The organism is Oceanobacillus kapialis, assembly GCF_044790185.1.
Lineage (GTDB): Bacteria > Bacillota > Bacilli > Bacillales > Amphibacillaceae > Oceanobacillus_B > Oceanobacillus_B kapialis.
On the sequence record NZ_CP085256.1, the window covers coordinates 823,977 to 843,565 of the forward strand.

Here is a 19,589-nt window from a genome sequence, read left to right on the forward strand (position 1 = left end):
CATGGATAGCATAAAAGGCATGAACTTGCTACATACAGGAAAAGGAGGGTCCAGGAAATTGAAAAAAGTATGGAAGGGATTAGGGAATATAGGCATTATTTTTTTAGTTGTATTTGTTCTGTTGCTTGGATTTTCACTTGTCCAAACATTAAAACAACCTGGAAGCAATCCAAGCTTGTTTGGTTACCAGCTCATGAATGTCCTTTCTGATAGCATGGACCCAATTTTCCATGCAGGTGACATGCTGGTGCTATCTGATGATGTGAATGACGTAAAAGGTGGAGATATTATCACGTTTAAGCAGAGTGACGGAACCTTTGTTACCCATCGCGTGATTAGTGAACAGACGACTGAGCAAGGACGCTTGTTTGAAACTAAAGGGGATGCCAACAATGTGGCGGATGAGGGCCTTGTACAGGAAGATGAAATTTATGGCTCGTATTCTTTTCATATCCCGATGGCAGGATCTGTTGTCATGTTCTTAAAGTCACCAAGTGGTTGGATTGTGCTGGGAGCAATCCCACTCTTGTACGTTATAATTCTCTGGATGAAAAAACTATTTGTTCTGCGTAGACAGCAAAGTACAACGTAATATTCACAAAACCTAAGGGGGAGAAGGAATGAGGAAGAAGCTTACACTAGGATTAATTGCATTATCTTTTGTTTTAATGGCCATTGTTGGGACTGTAGCGTATTTTACAATTGGATTCTCGAGTGAAGATAATATTGCCAGAGCTGCTGATTTTGATGTGGAAGCAGTCAACAAGGAAGGTAAAGTGATTGGTGATGCAGAGTTTGACCTTGACGAAGACCTCGTACCAGGCATGGAGAAGAAAGAAGTCTACGCTTTTGATGTGAATAAAAATAACACGTCTGTCCCAGTTGAATATCAAGTGAATCTGGAATTGAAGGGCAAGCTTTTCCCTTCCAATGACAATTCGCCAGTTAACCTTACATTAGAACAAATGAAGGATGGCGCTTGGGAGCAGATCGAATTGGAGAACACTTTCCGTCCCACTCAGGATACAGAACAATTTCGAGTGATGGTGGACTGGCCACATGGAGAGAATGACATCGATTTTCAAGGGAAAAAAGGGAAGATTAATTTAGAAGTAGTAGCAACTCAAGTTGACGAAGAGGAAGAAGAAGGCCCACCATATTTTACTGGCGAGTTAGTTTTTAAAGCAACCCCACATGGGGCGACAAGAGTAACAGAAGGTAAAGAGATTAACTTTTATACAAATGAGGATGGATATAAAGTAATTGAAATAGCAGTTGGTGAAGGTGACGGAGAATTTGAAGAAAAGGTAGGCAATGTAACAGTACGTGAATACGAAGATGGTGGAATCACATGGTTCCAAGTCTATACAGACCATGAATACTATGCTAGTGAAACACAGATGTGGCGCGTAAGAGATAGCTATCTTGATTTTTCTGAAGAAGGAAAAGTAAAATTTCCTAAATTGAATGGCCCGCATCTAACTGTTGAATCAGATGCACTATATGACTGGTTTACAGAGTAATGGAAAAAGCCGTACAGACACTTCTGATATGCTCCCCTTTAGGTAGACAGATTAAAAAATAAAAATCTGACTACTAAAGGGGAGTATTTTTTATGTCCAAAAGATCTTCTTCTCCTGAACTAAAAATTGAGGTATTAAAAGTGTGGGACGGAGATTTTTATTCATTAGCTGATATTGCGAAAAAGTATAAGGTGGCTATGTCTACAATTAGAGAATGGAAATACAAGTATGAGCAATATGGATCAGAGGGACTGAAAGAGTCCTCTACTTGGAAACCTTATACGCATGAGCTTAAGCTGAATGCCGTAAAAGATTATTTGTCAGGGGAGTACTCTAGAGGGGAGATTGTTCGGAAATATGAGATTTCAAGTAGATCAGTCCTCAAGAAATGGATTAGGAAGTATAATAGTCATAGTGAATTAAAAGATACGTCATTAGGAAGGACGAGCACTATGACTAACGGTAGGAAAACGACTTGGGAAGAACGAATTCAGATTGCTTTGGATTGTCTCGGGAATACAAAGGATTACCAAACAACAGCTGAGACCTACCAGGTCTCTTATCAACAAGTTTACCAGTGGGTGAAAAAGTATGAAGCTGGTGGAGAAGAAGCACTTAGAGATAAACGTGGTAGAAAGAAAGATGAAGTAGAGCTAACTCCAGAAGAAAAAACCAAATTCGAAATGAAAAAGCTAGAAAGAGAAAATGAACGATTACGTGCAGAGAATTTGTTTTTAAAAAAGTTAGAGGAAATCGAAAGGAGGCGAAAGTAAGCCGATTACGTTTTGAAGATAAATATATTGCTATCCAGGAACTTAAAGAAAAAGAAAAACTAAGTATTCTATTACTTTGTGATATCGCAGGAGTCACTCGAGGGGCTTACTATAAGTGGCTGAAACGCAAGCCTTCGGCCCAAGAACTTCAGAATGAAGAGATAATTAAAGAAATGCTGGATATTCATGAAAAGGTTGATGGAATATACGGCTATCGTCGAATGACGTTAAATATTAATCGGAAATTTGATCAGAACTTCAATCACAAACGTATTTATAGACTGATGAAAGTGGCCAGTATACAGTCTGTTATTCGTAAAAAGAAGAAATCTTATAAGCACTCCCCCCCTCAACATGTCACAGAAAACGTATTGAACCGCGAATTCAAGGCAGAAAAACCAAATGAAAAATGGGTAACGGATGTAACGGAATTTAAATACGGTAACTCAAAGAAAGCTTATCTGAGTGCTATTCTCGATTTATATGATGGATCGATTATTAGTTATGTTTTCGGGAATTCGAATAATAACTCACTTGTATTTAAAACTATTGACCAAGCCGTAGTGCATCTGAATGGGGATCAACCACTAATACATAGTGACCGAGGATTTCAGTACACTTCTAAAGGATTTAAACGTAAGATAGATTCAGCAATGATGAAACAAAGTATGTCACGAGTAGGACGATGCATTGATAACGGACCAATGGAATCTTTTTGGGGGACGTTGAAATGTGAGAAGTATTATTTGAATAAATATGAGACTTTTAAAGATTTGTCTCAAGCTATAGAAGACTATATACATTTTTATAATTACGATAGATATCAAAAAAGGCTAAACGGCCTTAGCCCTTTGGAATATAGAGCTAAAGCCGCTTAGATTACTTTTTATTATTTTCATTGTCTACTTGACAGGGGTCAGTTCACTTCCGTCTGTACGGCTTTTTACTTGTCAGGAATTTTAAAATCTGGTTGTTGTGGATAACGAAACAACAGAACCAGCCTCGTCCAGGTCCAGCGCCCAGAGACTAGCGAGACTTCCCTCGCCTCCGTACGTGGGCCCGGAGGATCCGGGTCAGGCAGACGTTGCCCCAGGAGGGGGCGTTCTTAGTCAGCCTTCCTTAAAACGGGCGCTTGCGCTTTTGTTCATAGAAATTATTGAATTATGATTTGCTGGCAGGTTTAACGGAAACAATGTAAAGGAAGAGGAACAAAAATGAAGAAAAGGGAGTGATCAAGCATGCCAACAATAAAAAAAGGCACACAATCATTTTATATAGGAGAAGATGAAAAGAATCCAGAGGCTGAAATTGGGTATACTTTTTCAGAGAATGGCGACATTGTTGTGGATCATACCGTCGTTTCAGAAAAACTACAGGGACAGGGCATTGCAGGAAAGCTTGTGGAGCGTGTAGTTGACCTCGCAAGACAAGAACAAACGAAAATTATTCCGGAATGTTCCTATGCAGAAAAGAAATTGACCGAGACACCTGAATATCAAGATGTTTTAAAACAAGCTTAACAATGTTCCTCCAACATTCCTTATGTTGGAGGTTTTTGCTATAAACATTGCTCTTCCACGTTCCGATTCGTTATACTTGTATAGTTCTATTAAACAAGGCTGTAATAAGTAAAGAGGGGAATCACAATGTACCTTAGCATTACAGAAACTGCTGAGTACTTATCGATGGACGAAGCAAAGGTTAAAGCACTTGTGCTGAACGGCCGGATTCGCTCGATTCACGATGGAGAACAGTATTTAATTAACAAAGATCAGTTTACTACACACTTTGAACAAGTAGAAAAATACCGAAAGCTAATTCAGGAATACCTTAATGAGCCGATTCCTGAGGATATTGACGTACGTGATGAGGATTAGACAGTTTTGCAATCCTTGACTTGGAAAGAGATTCATCGTCTCAATTAAAGGAGAATAAATATGCCAAAAAACCAAAAAGCCCAGGCGAATACCATGGTGTTTGATGTAAAAGAAAACACAGAATTGCTCCCATTTCTGCTGGAGAAATTATCTAACAGAAGCAGAAACTCGGTGAAATCCATATTAACACGCGGACAGGTTACAGTGGATGACCATATTGAAACAAAACACAATTATCCATTAAAACCGGGACAAACCATTACCATCTTAAAAAACAAAGCAGCTGTTAAAAGACAAGCACTAATTGGGATGTCCATTCTCTATGAGGATGACGACATAATCGTGATTAATAAAGAAGCTGGCCTCTTATCGATTGCAACTCAAAAAGAAAAGAAGCAAACAGCCCATCATCAACTCATGGAGCATGTTCGCATTCAAGATCCTGAAAATCGCATCTTTGTTGTACACCGTCTTGATAAAAATACCTCTGGGGTCATGATGTTCGCAAAAAGCGAGAGTGTAAAACGACAGCTTCAGGACAATTGGAAACAAGCTGTAAGAGAGCGAAAATATGTGGCATTAGTGGAGGGGAAGGTTAAGCAGGAAAAGGGTTACGTTTCCTCGTGGCTGATGGAAAGTAAAACCCATCTCATGTACTCAACCCAAAATAAAGACAATGGCCAATACGCTAAAACACATTATAAGCTCTTAAAGGCGAATGATAGTTTTTCTTTAATGGAGTTGGAGTTAGAGACTGGGAGGAAGAATCAAATCAGAGTACACATGCAGGACCTGGGGCATCCCATCGTTGGGGATAAAAAATACGGATCGACCCAAAATCCGATTAGTAGAATGGGACTGCATGCAAATGTCCTGTCCTTTTACCATCCAACAACAAAACAACCCATGTATTTCAAAGCCGATGTTCCGAAATCGTTTTTGGGTAAAGTAAAATAATAAGTAATAAATAACCTGCTGATTGAGGCAGGTTTATTTTTAGTTGAAATAAACAGAAGTATAAAAATAATGTGATTTATAAGGTTACTTCTATATAATGAAAATATAGTGGAGGAAGGAGCCTAACTTATGCGAAAAACTGGAAAAGTAGTAGGATTCGAATTAAATAGCCAGGAACCAGAAAAGGCTGCAGCATTCTATGCTAACGTGTTCGGGTGGGAAGTTGGGGCACCCAGATGGGATTATTGGGAGGTAAGCACTGGAAACGGCGGGATAGATGGTGGTATTGCAAAAGGACCGAACGACTATCCACACGGAGTGAGAGTGCAAATTGAAGTGGATTCCATAGACGATGCTATTGCGAGCGCTCAAGAAAATGGGGCACAGGTGGTTAGAGAGAAAATGGAATTTGATACCTTTTACCTTGCCTATCTCGTAGATCCAACAGGGATAGGCTTTGGGATGGTTGAACAGAAATAAGCAAAAGCAGCGGCTTTTGCTTTGCACAACAGCTGCTGCTCCTCGTAAGTTGTTTCTATAAAGGTGCCTTTTCAACATATCTGCCTTTTCTTCCATGTGTAGTTTCTGCCATTTTTAATGAGCGTATCACCGCTTCTTCTGTCGTCTCGACTACTGCTTGAAAAAGCTGGTTCATTACTTCGTGGTCATCTCGTAAATACGTCATGCTTTCGGCTGCAACTTCTGTATGGTGATCATGCATATTTGCTGTGGAAAAAGCAATCGCAATATCTCCGCTGCCGTTATCCAAGTGACTCCCAGTTCTGCCAAGACCAGCTGCACAGCGCTTTGCAAGTCGTTTTAATTGCCTGTCATATAGTGGTGCATCTGTGGCAATTACCATCATAATTGATCCGTCTGGTGTATCAAACTTATGCTTCCCCCAATCAGCAAACAATGCTTCCTCCCGTTTACCAAAATTACTCACAACGAGACACCCTAATGTGTATACGTCTTTCCCGGTGGAAATAATGCGTGATGCTGTGCCAATTCCACCTTTATATCCAAAACAAACCATTCCTTTTCCTGCTCCTACAGCCCCTTCTTCAACAGGCTTTTCAGTAGCCTGCTTTATAGCTTGGATAGCGTGTTCTGGTTTAATTGCCTGCTCACGGATGGAATTCAAGTAACTATCATTACACTCCCCAACCACAATATTAATCGAGCTCGTTGTATCGCCGATGTCTTTTGTTGTTTTAAGCATATATTCTAAAGTTCCCTGCCAAACCGCTCCAACACTAAAAGTATTCGTAAGCATAACTGGCGATTCAAGCAAGCCAATCTCCTCAACTTGGATTAATCCAGTAGTTTTGCCGTATCCGTTTAAAATGGCAGACCCAGCGCGTACTTTTTTGTGAAACAAATTATCCCCGTGTGGGAGAATAGCAGTGACTCCCGTGCAAATGGTTTTATTCTCATCTAACTTTTCATACAAGGTTACATGTCCTACTTTTACCCCTTTAACATCTGTTATTCCGTTGGATTTTCCTTTATTAAGAGCCATTTACTTAACTCCCTTCATTTGATTTTTCTATAGTATAGCAAATTTGCATTATATCGTAGAATCTATCATATGATTTAAAAATAGAGGCACCTACTTTTCTTCGTATGTTTCGTGCTAGAAAGAGGCACAATAAACATAACAGAAAAAACGGAGGCGTCATGATGAAAAGGATTCTACTCATCGTTTTTACGATCGGTATTGTACTTGGAGCTTTTTATAATTTTAGTTTAGCCGAAAACGAGGCAGAGCATTCTAATGAGCAAAAGGATCACCAGACAGAGAGCATTGAAGTTAGCGCGTCAAACCCTCTAGGGGTTAATGTTGGTGATCAAGCACCTGACTTTAACTTGCAAACGCTAGACGGTGAAAGTGTAAAGCTCTCTGATTATAAAGGTGAGCGAGTGATCGTAAATTTTTGGACAACTTGGTGTCCCCCTTGCAGAACCGAAATGCCAGATATGCAGCGTTTTTTCGAGGATAATGACCCGATCATTCTTGCTGTTAATTTGACAGACACGGAAGTAAGTCAACAGACTGTAAAGGAATTCGTAAAAGAGTATGGTTTAACCTTTCCAGTGCTATTAGATGATCAAGCAAAGGTAAGTGCGTTATACCGTATTCAACCAATTCCTACTACTTACTTTATCGATGCTAACGGGAAAATTAGATATAAAGCCTTTGGGGCCCTGACCTATGAACAAATGGTACAGGAATACGAAAAAATGAGTGAAACTTAAAAAAGCCGTTTAATTACATGTTAATCGGGTATAAAATATTTAGCGTTTACGCTACTGGGAGGATATAGTATTGGAATTTACGAAAGAAGAGTTGTTCTACTTTCAGAGAGACCGTGAATTTTTGGCGGAGCTTCTTCACAAATACGATGACGACAAAATAAAAATAAAGATAGAGGAAGAAATCCGTTTTCTTGAATCGATTTTAACTCATTAGTTCAAGTCCCATCTTGTGGTAGTTTTGTCTGCAGCTAAAGCTCCAAAGGTTAGGGGGCTTTTTTTGTTGCTTTATTTTAATGCTTTAATGCGATAATACGATAACTAATTTAGAAAATAAAACCATTCAATATATGAAACGAGAAGCTTGCAATCTAAATTAATTTCCGTTATAACTTAGGTACAATCGAATTATTAGAATTTCCTTCGGGGTCGGGTGAAATTCCCAACCGGCGGTGATGAAGTGTAAAGCTTCTAAGTCCGTGACCCGTGCGGCGTATAGCCAAGCGGTGGATCTGGTGTGAATCCAGAGCCGACAGTAAAGTCTGGATGGGAGAAGGAATTGAAAAGCGAGCATGTTTATAAACGAATGCTTTCTTGGCTGTGTCCATGTACACTGTGTGAGGAAGTATTCGTGCGATAGCATGTTTTATTCGCTTATTAATTCTGCCCTTTTAGCCTCTGAAGTGATTCAGAGGTTTTTTAACGTTTAAAAAAGAAAGGGGAGGCTTATGTTTACAGGAATAATAGAAGAGAAGGGAAAATTGCTTGTTAAAAAGCGTGTATCAGAGCATGCGTTCACCTTAACAATTAAGGCAAAACATATTCTAGGAGATATGAACATTGGTGATAGTATTGCGATTAATGGCATCTGCTTAACCGTAACACGTTTTTCAAATGAATCCTTTGAAGTGGATGTCATGCCGGAAACGATGAAAGCTACATCGCTAGTAGATATCCAAGTCGGAGATTCGCTAAATTTAGAACGAGCGATGGCTGCAAATGGACGATTTGGAGGACATTTTGTTTCAGGTCATGTGGATACAACAGGGCAAATTGTTCAGAAATCACCTCAAGAGAATGCCATTTACTACAAAATTAAGCTATCTGATCAGTATAACAGCTTATTACTGCCAAAAGGTTCTATTGCGGTAGATGGCGTTAGCCTTACCATTTTTGGTGTAGAAGATAACACCGTAACGATTTCCATAATCCCACATACTGCAGAGCATACGACAATAGGTGAAAAGGCAGTAGGGGATTTGGTGAATATTGAATGTGACATGCTGGCGAAACATGTTCAGCATTTAATGAATGGCGTAGGAAAAGATTCAGACAGTAGGTTAAATCAAGCTTTCTTACAACAAAACGGTTTTCTATAAAAAAACAAAAAAGGAGGTAAAAGCATGTTTCATACCATTGAAGAAGCAATCGAAGAGTTACGAGCAGGAAATATGGTAATCGTGGTAGATGATGCCAACCGGGAAAATGAAGGAGACTTAGTAGGATTGGCTGAAAAAGCAACACCCGAAATGATAAATTTTATGATTACACATGGGAAGGGGCTTGTTTGTACAGCCATTACGTCTGCTATTGCGAAATCTGCAGGGCTGGAATTAATGAAGCAAAACAGCACGGATCCATTATCGACAGCCTTCACGGTCAGCATTGACCACATTACGACAACTACGGGAATTAGTGCGCAAGAAAGATCCACGACCATTAGAGCTTTGGTGGATCAACAATTAACACCTAACCAATTTAAACAGCCAGGTCATGTCTTTCCTCTTATTGCAAAAGACGAAGGCGTTCTAGTTCGGCGTGGTCATACAGAAGCTGCTGTTGACCTTGCCATATTAAGCGATGCAGCACCCTCTGGTGTAATTTGTGAAATTATTAAAGAGGATGGCACAATGGCGCTCGTACCTGATTTAGTTGAGATGGCAAAACAATTCGGACTCAAAATGATTACCATTGAAGATTTAGCTGCCTTTAGAAAAAAACAGCAACAATATACGATGGAGAGGGGATAAAAAAATGGGAAACACATTTGCAGGAAATTTAGTTGGCACAGATATGAAAATAGGAATTGTCGTGGGAAGGTTTAACGATTTTATAACCGCAAAATTATTAGAAGGAGCAAAAGACACATTAATAAGACATGGAGTATCAGAGGAGAATATAGATGTGGCCTGGGTTCCAGGAGCGTTCGAAATCCCACTTGCAGCCATGAAAATGGCAAAACAAGAAAAATATGATGGTGTCATTACATTAGGAACCGTCATCCGCGGCTCAACACCGCACTTTGACTATGTCTGCAATGAAGCTGCTAAAGGCGTTGGGCAAGCAGCAATGCAAACAGAAAAGCCAGTCATCTTTGGCGTGCTCACAACAGAAACAATTGAACAAGCAATAGAACGTGCAGGCACAAAAGCAGGAAATAAAGGATCCGAAGCTGCAACAGCTGCCATTGAAATGGTAAGCCTACTGAAACAATTTTAAATTAGTTAGTGGAAAGGTCGGGGAGGAGTTTCCCTGGCCTTTTTGGTTGTTGTGGATTGTGGTACTAGGACAATCAACCGTGAAAGCAGCCTGATGGATTAAGTGAGCAGGCGGTTTGGCTATGCAGCAGTCTAATCGACCACGTCGGCAGCTCCATCAACCAAGCGAGCAGTCTAATCGACCAAGCTGGCAGTCCTATCAACCACATGAGCAGTTCAATAGACCAAGCCAGCAGTCCCATCAACCACATGAGCAGTCTAATTGACCACGCCAGCACTCCTATCAACCACATGAGCAGTCCAATCGACCACGCGAGTAGTCCAATCAACCACATGAGCAGTCTAATCGACCAAGCCGGCAGTCCCATCAACCACACAAGCAGTCCAATCGACCAAGCCGGCAGCTCCATCAACCACACCAGCACTCCCATCAACCACTTTGCAGTCCCATCAACCACATGAGCAGTCTAATCGACCACGCGAGCAGTCCCATCAACCACATGAGCAGTCCAATCGACCACGTGAGCAGTCCTATCAACCACATGAGCAGTCTAATCGACCACGCGAGCTGTCCCATCAACCACATGAGCAGTCCAATTGGACTTCTGTCAAGAAAATGGACATTTTAAAATGGTGCTTGTTTAAAGAAAAATCCTACCGCACTTCGTTTGCTGCGTGATGAATAAATACAAAGTAAAAACCTCACTTTGTACTTATTCATCACAATGGTTTGTTTAAGAGGTTTTTTTCAGTATGCTGTTTTGGTAATGACGTTCAAAGTGATTAGGAGAATAGTACCCTAGAGTCGAGTGTCTTCTTTTCTCATTGTAACGATTACTAATATAGTAATTAATGGCTCTCATGGCCTCAGCACGCTTCTCAAACCGGACTCTGTATACAAGTTCTTTTTTTAACGTGGCATGAAAAGACTCTATACAAGCATTATCATAAGGGTTTCCAATTCTACTCATGCTTACTTCCATTTTCCTTTCTTTCAACACTTCCATATAGCCATGTGAACAATATTGTGACCCTCGATCAGAATGGTGTATGAGTCCTTCACCAGGCTGGCGGGTAGCTATGGCCATTTTTAAAGCAGCTAATGGCAATTCCTTTTTCATATTAGGTGCCATACTCCACCCCACCATTTTTCTGGAAAATAAGTCGATAACTGACGCTAAATAAAGCCAACCCTCTATTGTCCAAATATACGTAATATCTGTGACCCAGGCTTTATTAGGAGCGTCTACAGTGAAGTTCTGGTTTAAGAGATTAGGATAGATCGGTAGATCATGATTTGAATCTGTAGTGATGATTATTTTTTCGGTTAGAGTAGCCCTGAGGCCCATCTCATTCATCATGCGGGCCACAGTTTTTTGACAAACCGTATAACCCCAATCTATTAAATCTGCGTGCACCCTCGGACTACCGTAGGTACCAAAACTTTCATGAAACGATTGGCTAATCTTTTGTTTGATTTCTTCTCGATATCTTTCTCTCTCTGTTAAATCAGCTTCTTTTCTACAAAGCCATTTATAATAACCACTTTTCGATACCACTAGTACCTCGCACATCTTCACCACCGAATAATCCTCACAGTGATCGTAAATAAATTGATATTTTACTCTTGGTTTTTCGTGAAGATGTGCATGGCCTTTTTTAGAATTTCATTTTCCTCTTGGAGCTTTTCAAGCTCCTTTTTGTGGGCCTTCTTTAAATCTTCAAACTCAGATGGCGTTATATACTCTTGGGGTTGGTTACTCTGTAGTTTTTCTTTTCTATGTTTTTGTACCCACTTTCCTAGTGTGGAAGCCGAAAGGCCAAGTTCGTAAGCCACATCGGTTATCTTCCTTCCCTCCTCTACAATTAATTTCACTACATACTCCCTGTACTCTTTATCATATTGTTTCCCCAAAGTGAACACGTCCTTTTATTATTTAGTTCATTATAAAACAAACCACTTTTCACATGTCCACTTTTTAGACTAACCTCACAATCGACCACGCGAGTAGTCCAATCAACCACCTAAGCACTCCCATCAACCCCACGAGCAGTCTAATCGACCAAGCCGGCACTCCCATCAACCACACCAGCAGTCCTATCAACCTCCGCCCCCTACAACTAAACACAGCCAAACTGACCAGCATGCTTTTCTTATGGAAAAAAGCGGCTCAGTAAGATAAACTGGTTGGTAGGGAATTAAATGTACGGGGGAGATTATCATAAAACTATTAGGAATTCAGCTTATTATGATAGCAGTTATATGGGTCGGCATGGCCTTCTTTTTTTCTGAAATGACACCTGTGAGTAAAGGTATTTTTTATTTGGTAACATCCTGGCTACTCCTTTTAATTGTACTTTTTGTAAAGGATTGGCTAAAGGCTAGAAAAAGATGAGGATGGGTTAACAATGCTAACACTTGAAAATTTACATAAATCCTTCGGGGAAAAAATATTATTTGATTCTATTAGCACTACCATATCCGATCGGGAAAGAATTGGATTAATTGGGGTGAATGGAACAGGGAAATCCACCTTTTTGAGAACGATAGCTGGGATAGAAGCACCTGAACAGGGAACGATCAAGCACCCGAAGGATTATCGCATAGAATATTTGGCTCAGGATCCTCCACTTGATCCAGAGCTGACAGTAATGGAACAAATCTATTATGGCGACTCGGTCATCATGCAGGTGATGCGTGGTTATGAGCAGGCTTTACTAAAGTTACAACAAGAGCCAGAGAGTAGTGAGGCGCAAAGCAGACTGCTCCAAATGCAACAAAAAATGGATGAAGCAGAAGCGTGGGAGGCTAACACCGCTGCAAAATCTGTTCTGACTAAGCTAGGTATCACAGATTTTGATAAACAGGTAGCTGCACTGTCCGGAGGGCAAAAGAAGCGGGTTGCGATTGCTAAAGCATTAATTCAACCAGCGGACTTGCTTATTCTTGATGAACCAACAAACCATCTTGATAATGAAACTGTAGAATGGCTGGAAAAATACTTAAAGACGTATAAAGGTTCCTTATTGCTTGTGACGCATGATCGATACTTTTTAAATCGCGTTACGAATCGAATTTATGAGCTGGACAAAGGAAACTTATATATCTATGAAGGAAATTATGAAGTGTTTCTGGAGAAAAAAGCAGAACGGGAAGAATTGGAAGCAAGTAATGAAATAAAGCATCAAAACACGCTGAAACGAGAGCTGGCATGGCTGAAACGTGGGGCAAAGGCAAGATCCACCAAGCAAAAGGCACGGATTGACAGAGTACATGAAATGAAAGAACAGACTTTTGATACGAAGAAAGAGCAGGTAGATTTCAAAGTAGGTTCTACAAGATTAGGGAAGAAAGTTCTTGAGCTACATGACATTAGTAAATCTTTTGGTGAACAACAGCTGATAAATGGGTATAGTCGGTTAATTATCCCTGGGGAACGTTTAGGAATTATCGGCCCAAACGGTACTGGAAAAACGACTTTGTTAAATATTATGGCAGGGCGGATAGAGCCTGACAACGGAGAAGTGGTAGTCGGAGAGACAGTCAATATCGGCTATTATACACAGGGCGATGAAGAACTGGATGGTACAAAACGTATAATTGATTACATTAAAGAAGTGGCAGAAGTCATTCATACGAGAGATGGAGATGTCATTACAGCAGAACAGATGCTTGAGCGTTTTCTTTTTTCTCGTTCGGCACAATGGACCTATATCCGGAAGCTATCGGGAGGAGAACGGCGCAGGTTGTATTTGTTAAAAGTGTTGATGAAGGAACCTAACGTTCTTTTCCTTGATGAGCCAACAAATGACTTAGATACGCAAACATTAGGCGTGTTAGAGGAATACTTGGACTCATTCCCTGGTGTCGTTATTACTGTATCCCATGATCGTTATTTCCTAGATCGCGTAGTGGATCGGTTGGTTGTTTTTAAGGGAAATGGTGCAATCAGCGAATATTATGGTAATTACAGTGAATATTTGGAACAGGCATCAGAACCTGGCGTCACCCCAGCGCCAAAGGTAGTAAAAGAAAAGCCGAAGCAGCAAAAGAAAAAGCTATCCTATAATGAGCAACGTGAATGGAACACTATCGAGGAAGAGATTATGGAACTGGAGAATCGCGTTGAGGAATTACAAGCAGGCATTGTAGAAGCTGGTAGTGATTCGGAAAAAGTTCAGCAGCTATTTCAGGAACAAGAAAAAGCAGAAGCAGCATTAGAGCAAAAAATGGAGCGCTGGGAAGAGCTCTCTCTCATGGTGGAAGAATTTGAAAAAAATAACTAAGAATAAAGGCCTCTCTAAATATAGGGAGGGCTTTTATTATGGCAGGAATACTTATGAATTCATTCAAATGTAAATCGAGCCTAGCTTATGTATGGTTTTCACACAAATGCCTAAACTAAACTTATTATGAGGAGAGGATGGGCGAACGGTGAATGAGAATCAACTGTATAATAAAATATTTCAAGTGAAGGAACAGCTGCAGCATTTGCAAAGGGAATACTGGGAGCTGACAACTGGTTTTGATACATGGCGTTTTTGGTTTCTCTTAGGTAGTATGGTGATTGCGTTGGCTATTTTATATTTTACTGTTGATAGAAAAAGACTTTTCGAAATTTCCTTCTTCGGTTTTACGATACATGTGTTATGGGCAAATACGGATCAGATCTTAACATCTCTCAATTATTTTAGCTATCCCCATAGTTTGACTTATCTGTTGCCTACAGGCTTAACATCAACTACAGTACTTTTTCCAATAATATTTATGCTTGTTTATCAGTATTGCTTGTACAGAGGAAAGAGTTTTATCATGTTTACGTTATTGTTAAATCTGCTATTTGCATTCGGCATGGGGCCGTTGTATGTATATCTTGGATTCCTGGATATGAATAAAGGAATGAATTATGGCTTCCTTTATTTAATTGATATTGCTATCATTTTCCTTGCATTTAGCCTTACAAAACTGTTCAAAATCATGAAACATGATTGGAAGGCTAAGAAGTAAAAGAGAACGCATACTTTTTATTGTCTCGTTTAAACTAAGCCTATTATTAACAATAGGTGGTTTTATACAAAATGAATGAAGAGCAATTATACGATAAAATATATCAGGTAAAAGAACAGTTATCCCAGTTAAATCAACATTTCTGGGAAAAGTTTTCTGATTTTGACACATGGTATTTTTGGTTTAACCTTATGTCTATTTTCCTTCCGCTGTTAATTTTGTATGTGGTTCTTGATAGGAAAAGGCTTTTTGAGATTTCCTTTTATGGCTATACAACACATGTTTTATGGTCAAACACAGATAGTATTTTATCTTCAGCGAATTATTTAAATCACCCTCATAGCCTTTCTTACTTATTACCAGTAGGATTTTCTGTCACTACCGTTATCTTTCCTGTATCTTTTATGTTAATTTATCAATATTGTACAAATCGGAATAAGAACATTTTCCTCTACTTTATCGGGTTTTCTGCCGTTTTTGCCTTTGGTTTTGGTGGTTTTTCTCTTTTAGTGGGACTTTTAGAGATGAACAAAGGAATGAACCTTTTTTATTTATTTCTTATCGACCTCGTTATTTCGTTTATGGCATACGGGTTTACCAAGCTGTTTATCAAGATTAAGCATGACAAAAGGGCAGATAAAAAATAAAAGAGCAGACTGCCTCACGACAGCTTGCTCTTATTAATTAATTGGTTAATCCCTCTATCTCTATGCTTTCCACAATACCTGTGCCGTTGTCTCTAATGTTTACTTCAAATGTAACATTATCGCCAGGTTGCATGAAAATTGCCAAACGGGACTTTCCTGCACTAACGCTATATATCGTGTTATCATTTTGTAGTAAAAATTGAATTACTTGCCCATTTTCCTGATTACTTACAAGGACTCTTTCAACTTCTCCATTTCGTTCTTCTAAGTTTGCTTCCCCAGTAGAGGATACATTACTTGGATCCTGAGCTAATGCTAGGCGATATGCTTCCAAGGTTTCTCGAGCTGTATCACCAAACACGACGAAATCAGAATCCGACGCTTTAATATAAGCATAGTGTTTAAACAAGCCATTTGGATCCAAAACATTAACAACCCATGTTGGGTCCCCATCAATATTGTAAAGAACAGGCATGGAACCGGTCCAATTCTTCTCAGGGAATTCTTTATTTACAATTTCTTTAGCACCTTTACTATCCATAATTCCATTATTTTGCTTCCCATTATAGTAGGTTAGTTCACCAGTACGAGCATTGATTAATGTGTAGCCTAAAGCTGAATCAATATTCTCCTTTGGTGAGGACATATCTGTAAAGTAGTGCATTTCTCCATTCTCATCAAAAATCGGTGTTACATTACTTTCTGTTCCAGAACCGTTTGGTATTTTTACATCTTTTTTACCGAAAATAGAGTTTAACCATCCATGAACATACTTCCCAAAATACTCATTTTGATCAGATGCCATTTCAGAGCTAATGGAACCATCTATAAAGTCAGGAGCATCAGCTGTACCATATAACGTTACATCGCTTGTAACGGGATCAACAACCGCCACGTTCAGTTTTTGTGCGTTCGGTTTATTGGTTAATCCAATTGGTTTATATAATGTTTGTACATACCATGGCTTCCCGTCTTCATCGACTTCAATTTGGGGTTCGCCGCTTTGAATATAATTTGGGTATGCGCCATAAATTGTACGCTTTACATTATGGTTGAAAAAGCTTGAATTCGTATATTTCATTTTGCTTTCCACAAACTGAGGCTGAGCATTCACATCTGTCGCGGAAATCGTAAAGTAACCTTCTGTTTCTTTCCCGCGGAAGTAACGCCAAAAGTCCGTAAATTCAACTGGTGCGACAAATACAATATCATCGTCCAGCTTCTGTACTTGTAATTTACCTAGGTCATAAAATTGTGTGTTTGGTACTACGCTCATTGCTTTTTGAACCTTGTTTCGTGCTGATTCAGGTGAAACTACAATTGGTGTAGCATCTTTATCTAATGGTTTCGCTTCTTCTACTTCTTCTTTAGAAATGGACTCATAAGAATCCTCCAGGCCAAAAATACCAAGTACGAAGAATGTTGGTACTGCTAAGATTGCAAGCAGGACAATTACCCCCGAAACAGTGTCTAATTGCTTGCTGGACTTTGTGAATGGCTGACTTGTAGTTAGTGCGTAAAGTCCAACCATCCCGGCAATCCCGATAACGATGTTAGAAATGGTCATATTTGGTATGGTTATCGGCAGCATAATAAAGTATATGGCAATTGCACCAATAATAAATAGTACAACAAAGATTAGAAGAACTGCTTTTAACGTTGTCTTACGATGTTTTTTATTATTAATAACAAAAAACAGTGAAATAATTAGATACAATATAAATGAGAGTATCGTGGTGGTTAAAATTCCTGTCATGTCTTCAACTCCTAAATGTTTTCTCTGTATGTAATACGGCTGTAACAATAAATAGTTTCATTATCAAACCATTTCGTTTGAAAATATGTCGTTGTATATTAGACTGAGTTTTATACAGATTAAAAAAGAGGGAAAATCATGAAACAGATATATAGTGATATTATTCAATTTCGTGGCACACATTACGAATTTGGTTATAAGCAAGGGCTGGAATTAAAGAATTCATATACATTAGAGAATAGAAAAAAGCAATGGAAAATCCGTCGTCCCAGATTTACGCTTTCAGAGGAGGAAGTGAAAGAGGTCATTCTTTCATTCGCACCAGCTATTTGGGAAGAGCTTCTCGGTTTGCAGGATGCTTTGGAATGGAAGATGGAAGATATACTGCAGGAATTCGGAGGATATCGGCTGGAATATACAAAAAGCGGTTGCTCTATATTTACGGGAAAAGATTATATGGTACGAAACTATGATTACCATCCTAAAACCTATGAAGGCAGGTATACCATTTTCCAACCGAGTGATCAAGGATATGCAGTTATTGGACCATCACAACGGATAACAGGGCGAATGGATGGGATGAATGAGAAGGGGCTTGCGATGGGCTATAACTTTATGCACCGGAAAAAGCCTGGTGACGGATTTATCTGTAATATGATCGGTCGAATTCTACTTGAAACATGCGCCAATGTGGAAGAAGCCATTTCTTTATTAAAAGAAATTCCCCATCGCCATTCGTTCAGTTACGTTTTATTAGATAAAGGCGGGGAGACCTATGTTGTGGAGGCAACCCCAAGAGCTGTAGAAGTCCGTCAATCCAATATCTGCACCAATCATTTCGACATCTTAAGAGATGAAAATCGCCATCATTTAGATGATTCTTATAAACGCTTTAACGCGATTGAACAGCAGAAAGAAAATATCATGAAGCCCTATCAAGCCTTTCGTATGTTAAACGATATGGATAAAGGCGTTTTTTCTACAAAATATAAACAATGGGCTGGCACCATTCATACTTCTGTTTATTTCCCAAGAGCGGGCAAGGTATGGTTTGCCCTTGGTGGAGATAGAGAGCCAATGATATTTGATTTTCAACAGTGGCTTCAAGGTAAAAAAATACCAGCGAAGCGAATCTTAGGAGAGGTGGACACAGAGTTACCGTTCGTGCACATGGAGAAAAATGTCCGGTAAACAAAGGAGAAGTGGCGCATGAATGCTAATAAGCTGTGACAGTTATGCTAAAGTGGCGCAGCAGCAGTTGAAAAAAGAGCGTGAGCCTTATTAAGTAGCGCAGCAGTAGTTGAAATATTAAGTGACGTAGCAGCAAAAACCTACGCAATAGATGAAATTTACACAACTTAAATGACCGTTATCCCAATACGAGTCAATTTTGCAAAAACAGGTTTAATTTGTGCGACTTTAAGGAATCATAATTTTAGACTTTATTTTTATATAAATGTAGTTATAATAGACTCAGAATGCACTATTATGTAGGAGGTAATCCAATGAAATTATTTCAGGTTAGAAAAGGCCAATTCGTATTTTACAATAATGAGCTACATAAAGTATATACGGTTAAACCGATGTTTAAGAAGTCTGTCCATCTCTATCGCTTAAAGGATATGAAACAAATTTTGACGAAAGCTAGTGAGATCACGCTATACAGACCACAGCATAACGATACGTTTATTTTTTATGGAAAACGTTATACGATTGATAAGGATCGCAAACCAGAGCAAGGTGACTATATTTTAATTACCAAGCCTGCACCTGATTTTCTTGACCACTATTCATTAAATGAAATTGAAAAAGTGGACAGTGTAGATGATGGCAATGTCGTGACAACAAGAGACAATGGAGTAAAACATAACGAATATGTCGTGATGGTTCCTGGTAGAGCAGACGCGAGTCAGGAAATTGCATATTATGATAAGAGCCTTGTACCAGAAGCACAGCAATTAGAGGATGAATCCATCAGCTACTTAGCTGAAAGTGATAACTCCCTAAACCCAGTGGTCGGTGACATCTACATCGATGTACACAATGGTACAAAAGCGATGATCGTAGCGACAACAGAAGATGAAGTAGTATTTGGACATGGCGTAAGAGTTCATGTGGCAGAACTGCTTGATGAAAACAATTATACGCTTATCTATCGCTTTGAAGAAGACCTGTAATTATTAAATAAACCGCATGGAGTCAGGCAATATCGCCTGGACTTCATGCGGTTTTTAGATTTAGCGTGTGGGTTATGGGAAATTGGGCGTGGCTGATTAAAAAAGGCGCTTGCCTTC

At 39.4% G+C, this 19,589-nt stretch carries 24 protein-coding genes and 1 riboswitch; of the genes, 17 read left to right on the top strand and 7 right to left on the bottom strand.

The annotated features are described in order from the left end of the window. The first annotated feature begins 58 nt into the window (after positions 1-58). From LG273_RS04370 to LG273_RS04400, 7 genes are all read left to right on the top strand, one after another. On the top strand, positions 59-592 hold the full coding sequence (locus tag LG273_RS04370; RefSeq protein WP_379562224.1) for a signal peptidase I: 534 nt from the start codon (positions 59-61) through the stop codon (positions 590-592). 28 nt (positions 593-620) lie between these two features. After that, positions 621-1,523, top strand: coding sequence for a hypothetical protein (locus tag LG273_RS04375; RefSeq protein WP_379562223.1), 903 nt, complete (start codon positions 621-623; stop codon positions 1,521-1,523). A gap of 92 nt (positions 1,524-1,615) precedes the next feature. Then, positions 1,616-3,174, top strand: a protein-coding gene (locus tag LG273_RS04380; RefSeq protein ID WP_404457201.1) for an IS3 family transposase whose coding sequence is annotated in 2 segments (ribosomal slippage) — positions 1,616-2,258 and positions 2,258-3,174 — 1,560 coding nt in all. Because the reading frame shifts where the segments join, the coding sequence is not laid out codon by codon here. 360 nt (positions 3,175-3,534) lie between these two features. Then, positions 3,535-3,816, top strand: coding sequence for a GNAT family N-acetyltransferase (locus LG273_RS04385; protein ID WP_379562222.1), 282 nt, complete (start codon positions 3,535-3,537; stop codon positions 3,814-3,816). A gap of 126 nt (positions 3,817-3,942) precedes the next feature. Continuing rightward, positions 3,943-4,173, top strand: a complete 231-nt coding sequence (locus tag LG273_RS04390) for an excisionase family DNA-binding protein (protein WP_379562221.1) — start codon at positions 3,943-3,945, stop codon at positions 4,171-4,173. Positions 4,174-4,233: 60 nt separating this feature from the next. Beyond that, on the top strand, positions 4,234-5,130 hold the full coding sequence (locus LG273_RS04395) for an RluA family pseudouridine synthase (protein ID WP_379562220.1): 897 nt from the start codon (positions 4,234-4,236) through the stop codon (positions 5,128-5,130). Positions 5,131-5,259: 129 nt separating this feature from the next. Next, a complete protein-coding gene (locus LG273_RS04400; RefSeq protein ID WP_379562219.1) occupies positions 5,260-5,610 on the top strand; it encodes a VOC family protein in 351 nt (116 codons plus the stop codon). 55 nt (positions 5,611-5,665) lie between these two features. Here the strand turns inward: LG273_RS04400 and LG273_RS04405 are convergent, their stop codons facing one another. Continuing rightward, complete coding sequence (locus LG273_RS04405; RefSeq protein WP_379562218.1) at positions 5,666-6,652, bottom strand: P1 family peptidase; 987 nt, start codon at positions 6,650-6,652, stop codon at positions 5,666-5,668. A 161-nt stretch (positions 6,653-6,813) separates the two neighbouring features. Here LG273_RS04405 and LG273_RS04410 point away from each other — a divergent pair, with 161 nt between their 5' ends. From LG273_RS04410 to ribE (LG273_RS04430), 5 genes are all read left to right on the top strand, one after another. Continuing rightward, positions 6,814-7,389, top strand: a complete 576-nt coding sequence (locus LG273_RS04410) for a TlpA family protein disulfide reductase (protein ID WP_404458097.1) — start codon at positions 6,814-6,816, stop codon at positions 7,387-7,389. A 70-nt stretch (positions 7,390-7,459) separates the two neighbouring features. After that, positions 7,460-7,603 (top strand): hypothetical protein, encoded by a 144-nt coding sequence (locus LG273_RS04415; RefSeq protein WP_379562216.1) that lies wholly within the window; start codon positions 7,460-7,462, stop codon positions 7,601-7,603. Between the two features lie 198 nt (positions 7,604-7,801). Then, positions 7,802-7,948, top strand: a riboswitch (FMN riboswitch). Between the two features lie 166 nt (positions 7,949-8,114). Beyond that, positions 8,115-8,765: a riboflavin synthase gene (ribE, locus tag LG273_RS04420; protein ID WP_379562215.1), complete on the top strand. Its 651-nt coding sequence runs from the start codon at positions 8,115-8,117 to the stop codon at positions 8,763-8,765. A gap of 24 nt (positions 8,766-8,789) precedes the next feature. After that, positions 8,790-9,416, top strand: a complete 627-nt coding sequence (ribB, locus tag LG273_RS04425; RefSeq protein WP_379562214.1) for a 3,4-dihydroxy-2-butanone-4-phosphate synthase — start codon at positions 8,790-8,792, stop codon at positions 9,414-9,416. A 4-nt stretch (positions 9,417-9,420) separates the two neighbouring features. Further along, on the top strand, positions 9,421-9,885 hold the full coding sequence (gene ribE, locus LG273_RS04430) for a 6,7-dimethyl-8-ribityllumazine synthase (protein ID WP_379562213.1): 465 nt from the start codon (positions 9,421-9,423) through the stop codon (positions 9,883-9,885). A 73-nt stretch (positions 9,886-9,958) separates the two neighbouring features. On the opposite strand, the gene LG273_RS04435 is transcribed toward ribE (LG273_RS04430), so the two are convergent. The 5 genes from LG273_RS04435 to LG273_RS04455 form a co-directional block, all read right to left on the bottom strand. Beyond that, positions 9,959-10,342 (bottom strand): hypothetical protein, encoded by a 384-nt coding sequence (locus tag LG273_RS04435; RefSeq protein WP_404458102.1) that lies wholly within the window; start codon positions 10,340-10,342, stop codon positions 9,959-9,961. Then, positions 10,315-10,461, bottom strand: coding sequence for a hypothetical protein (locus LG273_RS04440; protein ID WP_404458104.1), 147 nt, complete (start codon positions 10,459-10,461; stop codon positions 10,315-10,317). Before LG273_RS04440 ends, LG273_RS04435 begins: the two co-directional genes overlap by 28 nt. 157 nt (positions 10,462-10,618) lie before the next feature. Further along, positions 10,619-11,494: an IS3 family transposase gene (locus tag LG273_RS04445; protein WP_404459472.1), complete on the bottom strand. Its 876-nt coding sequence runs from the start codon at positions 11,492-11,494 to the stop codon at positions 10,619-10,621. Between the two features lie 11 nt (positions 11,495-11,505). Continuing rightward, positions 11,506-11,808, bottom strand: coding sequence for a transposase (locus LG273_RS04450; protein WP_379562994.1), 303 nt, complete (start codon positions 11,806-11,808; stop codon positions 11,506-11,508). Positions 11,809-11,863: 55 nt separating this feature from the next. After that, the gene (locus LG273_RS04455; RefSeq protein WP_404458106.1) at positions 11,864-11,989 is read right to left on the bottom strand and encodes a hypothetical protein; all 126 of its coding nucleotides are present in this window, start codon (positions 11,987-11,989) and stop codon (positions 11,864-11,866) included. A gap of 304 nt (positions 11,990-12,293) precedes the next feature. Between LG273_RS04455 and LG273_RS04460 the strand changes: the two genes are divergently transcribed. The 3 genes from LG273_RS04460 (at position 12,294) to LG273_RS04470 (ending at position 15,539) form a co-directional block, all read left to right on the top strand. Then, a complete protein-coding gene (locus LG273_RS04460) occupies positions 12,294-14,171 on the top strand; it encodes an ABC-F family ATP-binding cassette domain-containing protein (RefSeq protein WP_379562210.1) in 1,878 nt (625 codons plus the stop codon). A 148-nt stretch (positions 14,172-14,319) separates the two neighbouring features. Then, entirely contained in the window at positions 14,320-14,892 is a 573-nt protein-coding gene (locus tag LG273_RS04465; RefSeq protein ID WP_404458110.1) for a hypothetical protein, read from the top strand. Positions 14,893-14,963: 71 nt separating this feature from the next. Further along, the gene (locus LG273_RS04470; protein WP_404458112.1) at positions 14,964-15,539 is read left to right on the top strand and encodes a hypothetical protein; all 576 of its coding nucleotides are present in this window, start codon (positions 14,964-14,966) and stop codon (positions 15,537-15,539) included. Positions 15,540-15,576: 37 nt separating this feature from the next. Here the strand turns inward: LG273_RS04470 and LG273_RS04475 are convergent, their stop codons facing one another. Beyond that, positions 15,577-17,295, bottom strand: coding sequence for a DNA-binding protein (locus LG273_RS04475; RefSeq protein WP_404458115.1), 1,719 nt, complete (start codon positions 17,293-17,295; stop codon positions 15,577-15,579). Between the two features lie 138 nt (positions 17,296-17,433). Here LG273_RS04475 and LG273_RS04480 point away from each other — a divergent pair, with 138 nt between their 5' ends. Next, on the top strand, positions 17,434-18,486 hold the full coding sequence (locus LG273_RS04480; protein WP_404458118.1) for a C45 family autoproteolytic acyltransferase/hydolase: 1,053 nt from the start codon (positions 17,434-17,436) through the stop codon (positions 18,484-18,486). 314 nt (positions 18,487-18,800) lie between these two features. Further along, positions 18,801-19,472, top strand: coding sequence for a hypothetical protein (locus LG273_RS04485; protein WP_404458121.1), 672 nt, complete (start codon positions 18,801-18,803; stop codon positions 19,470-19,472). Positions 19,473-19,589 lie beyond the last annotated feature (117 nt).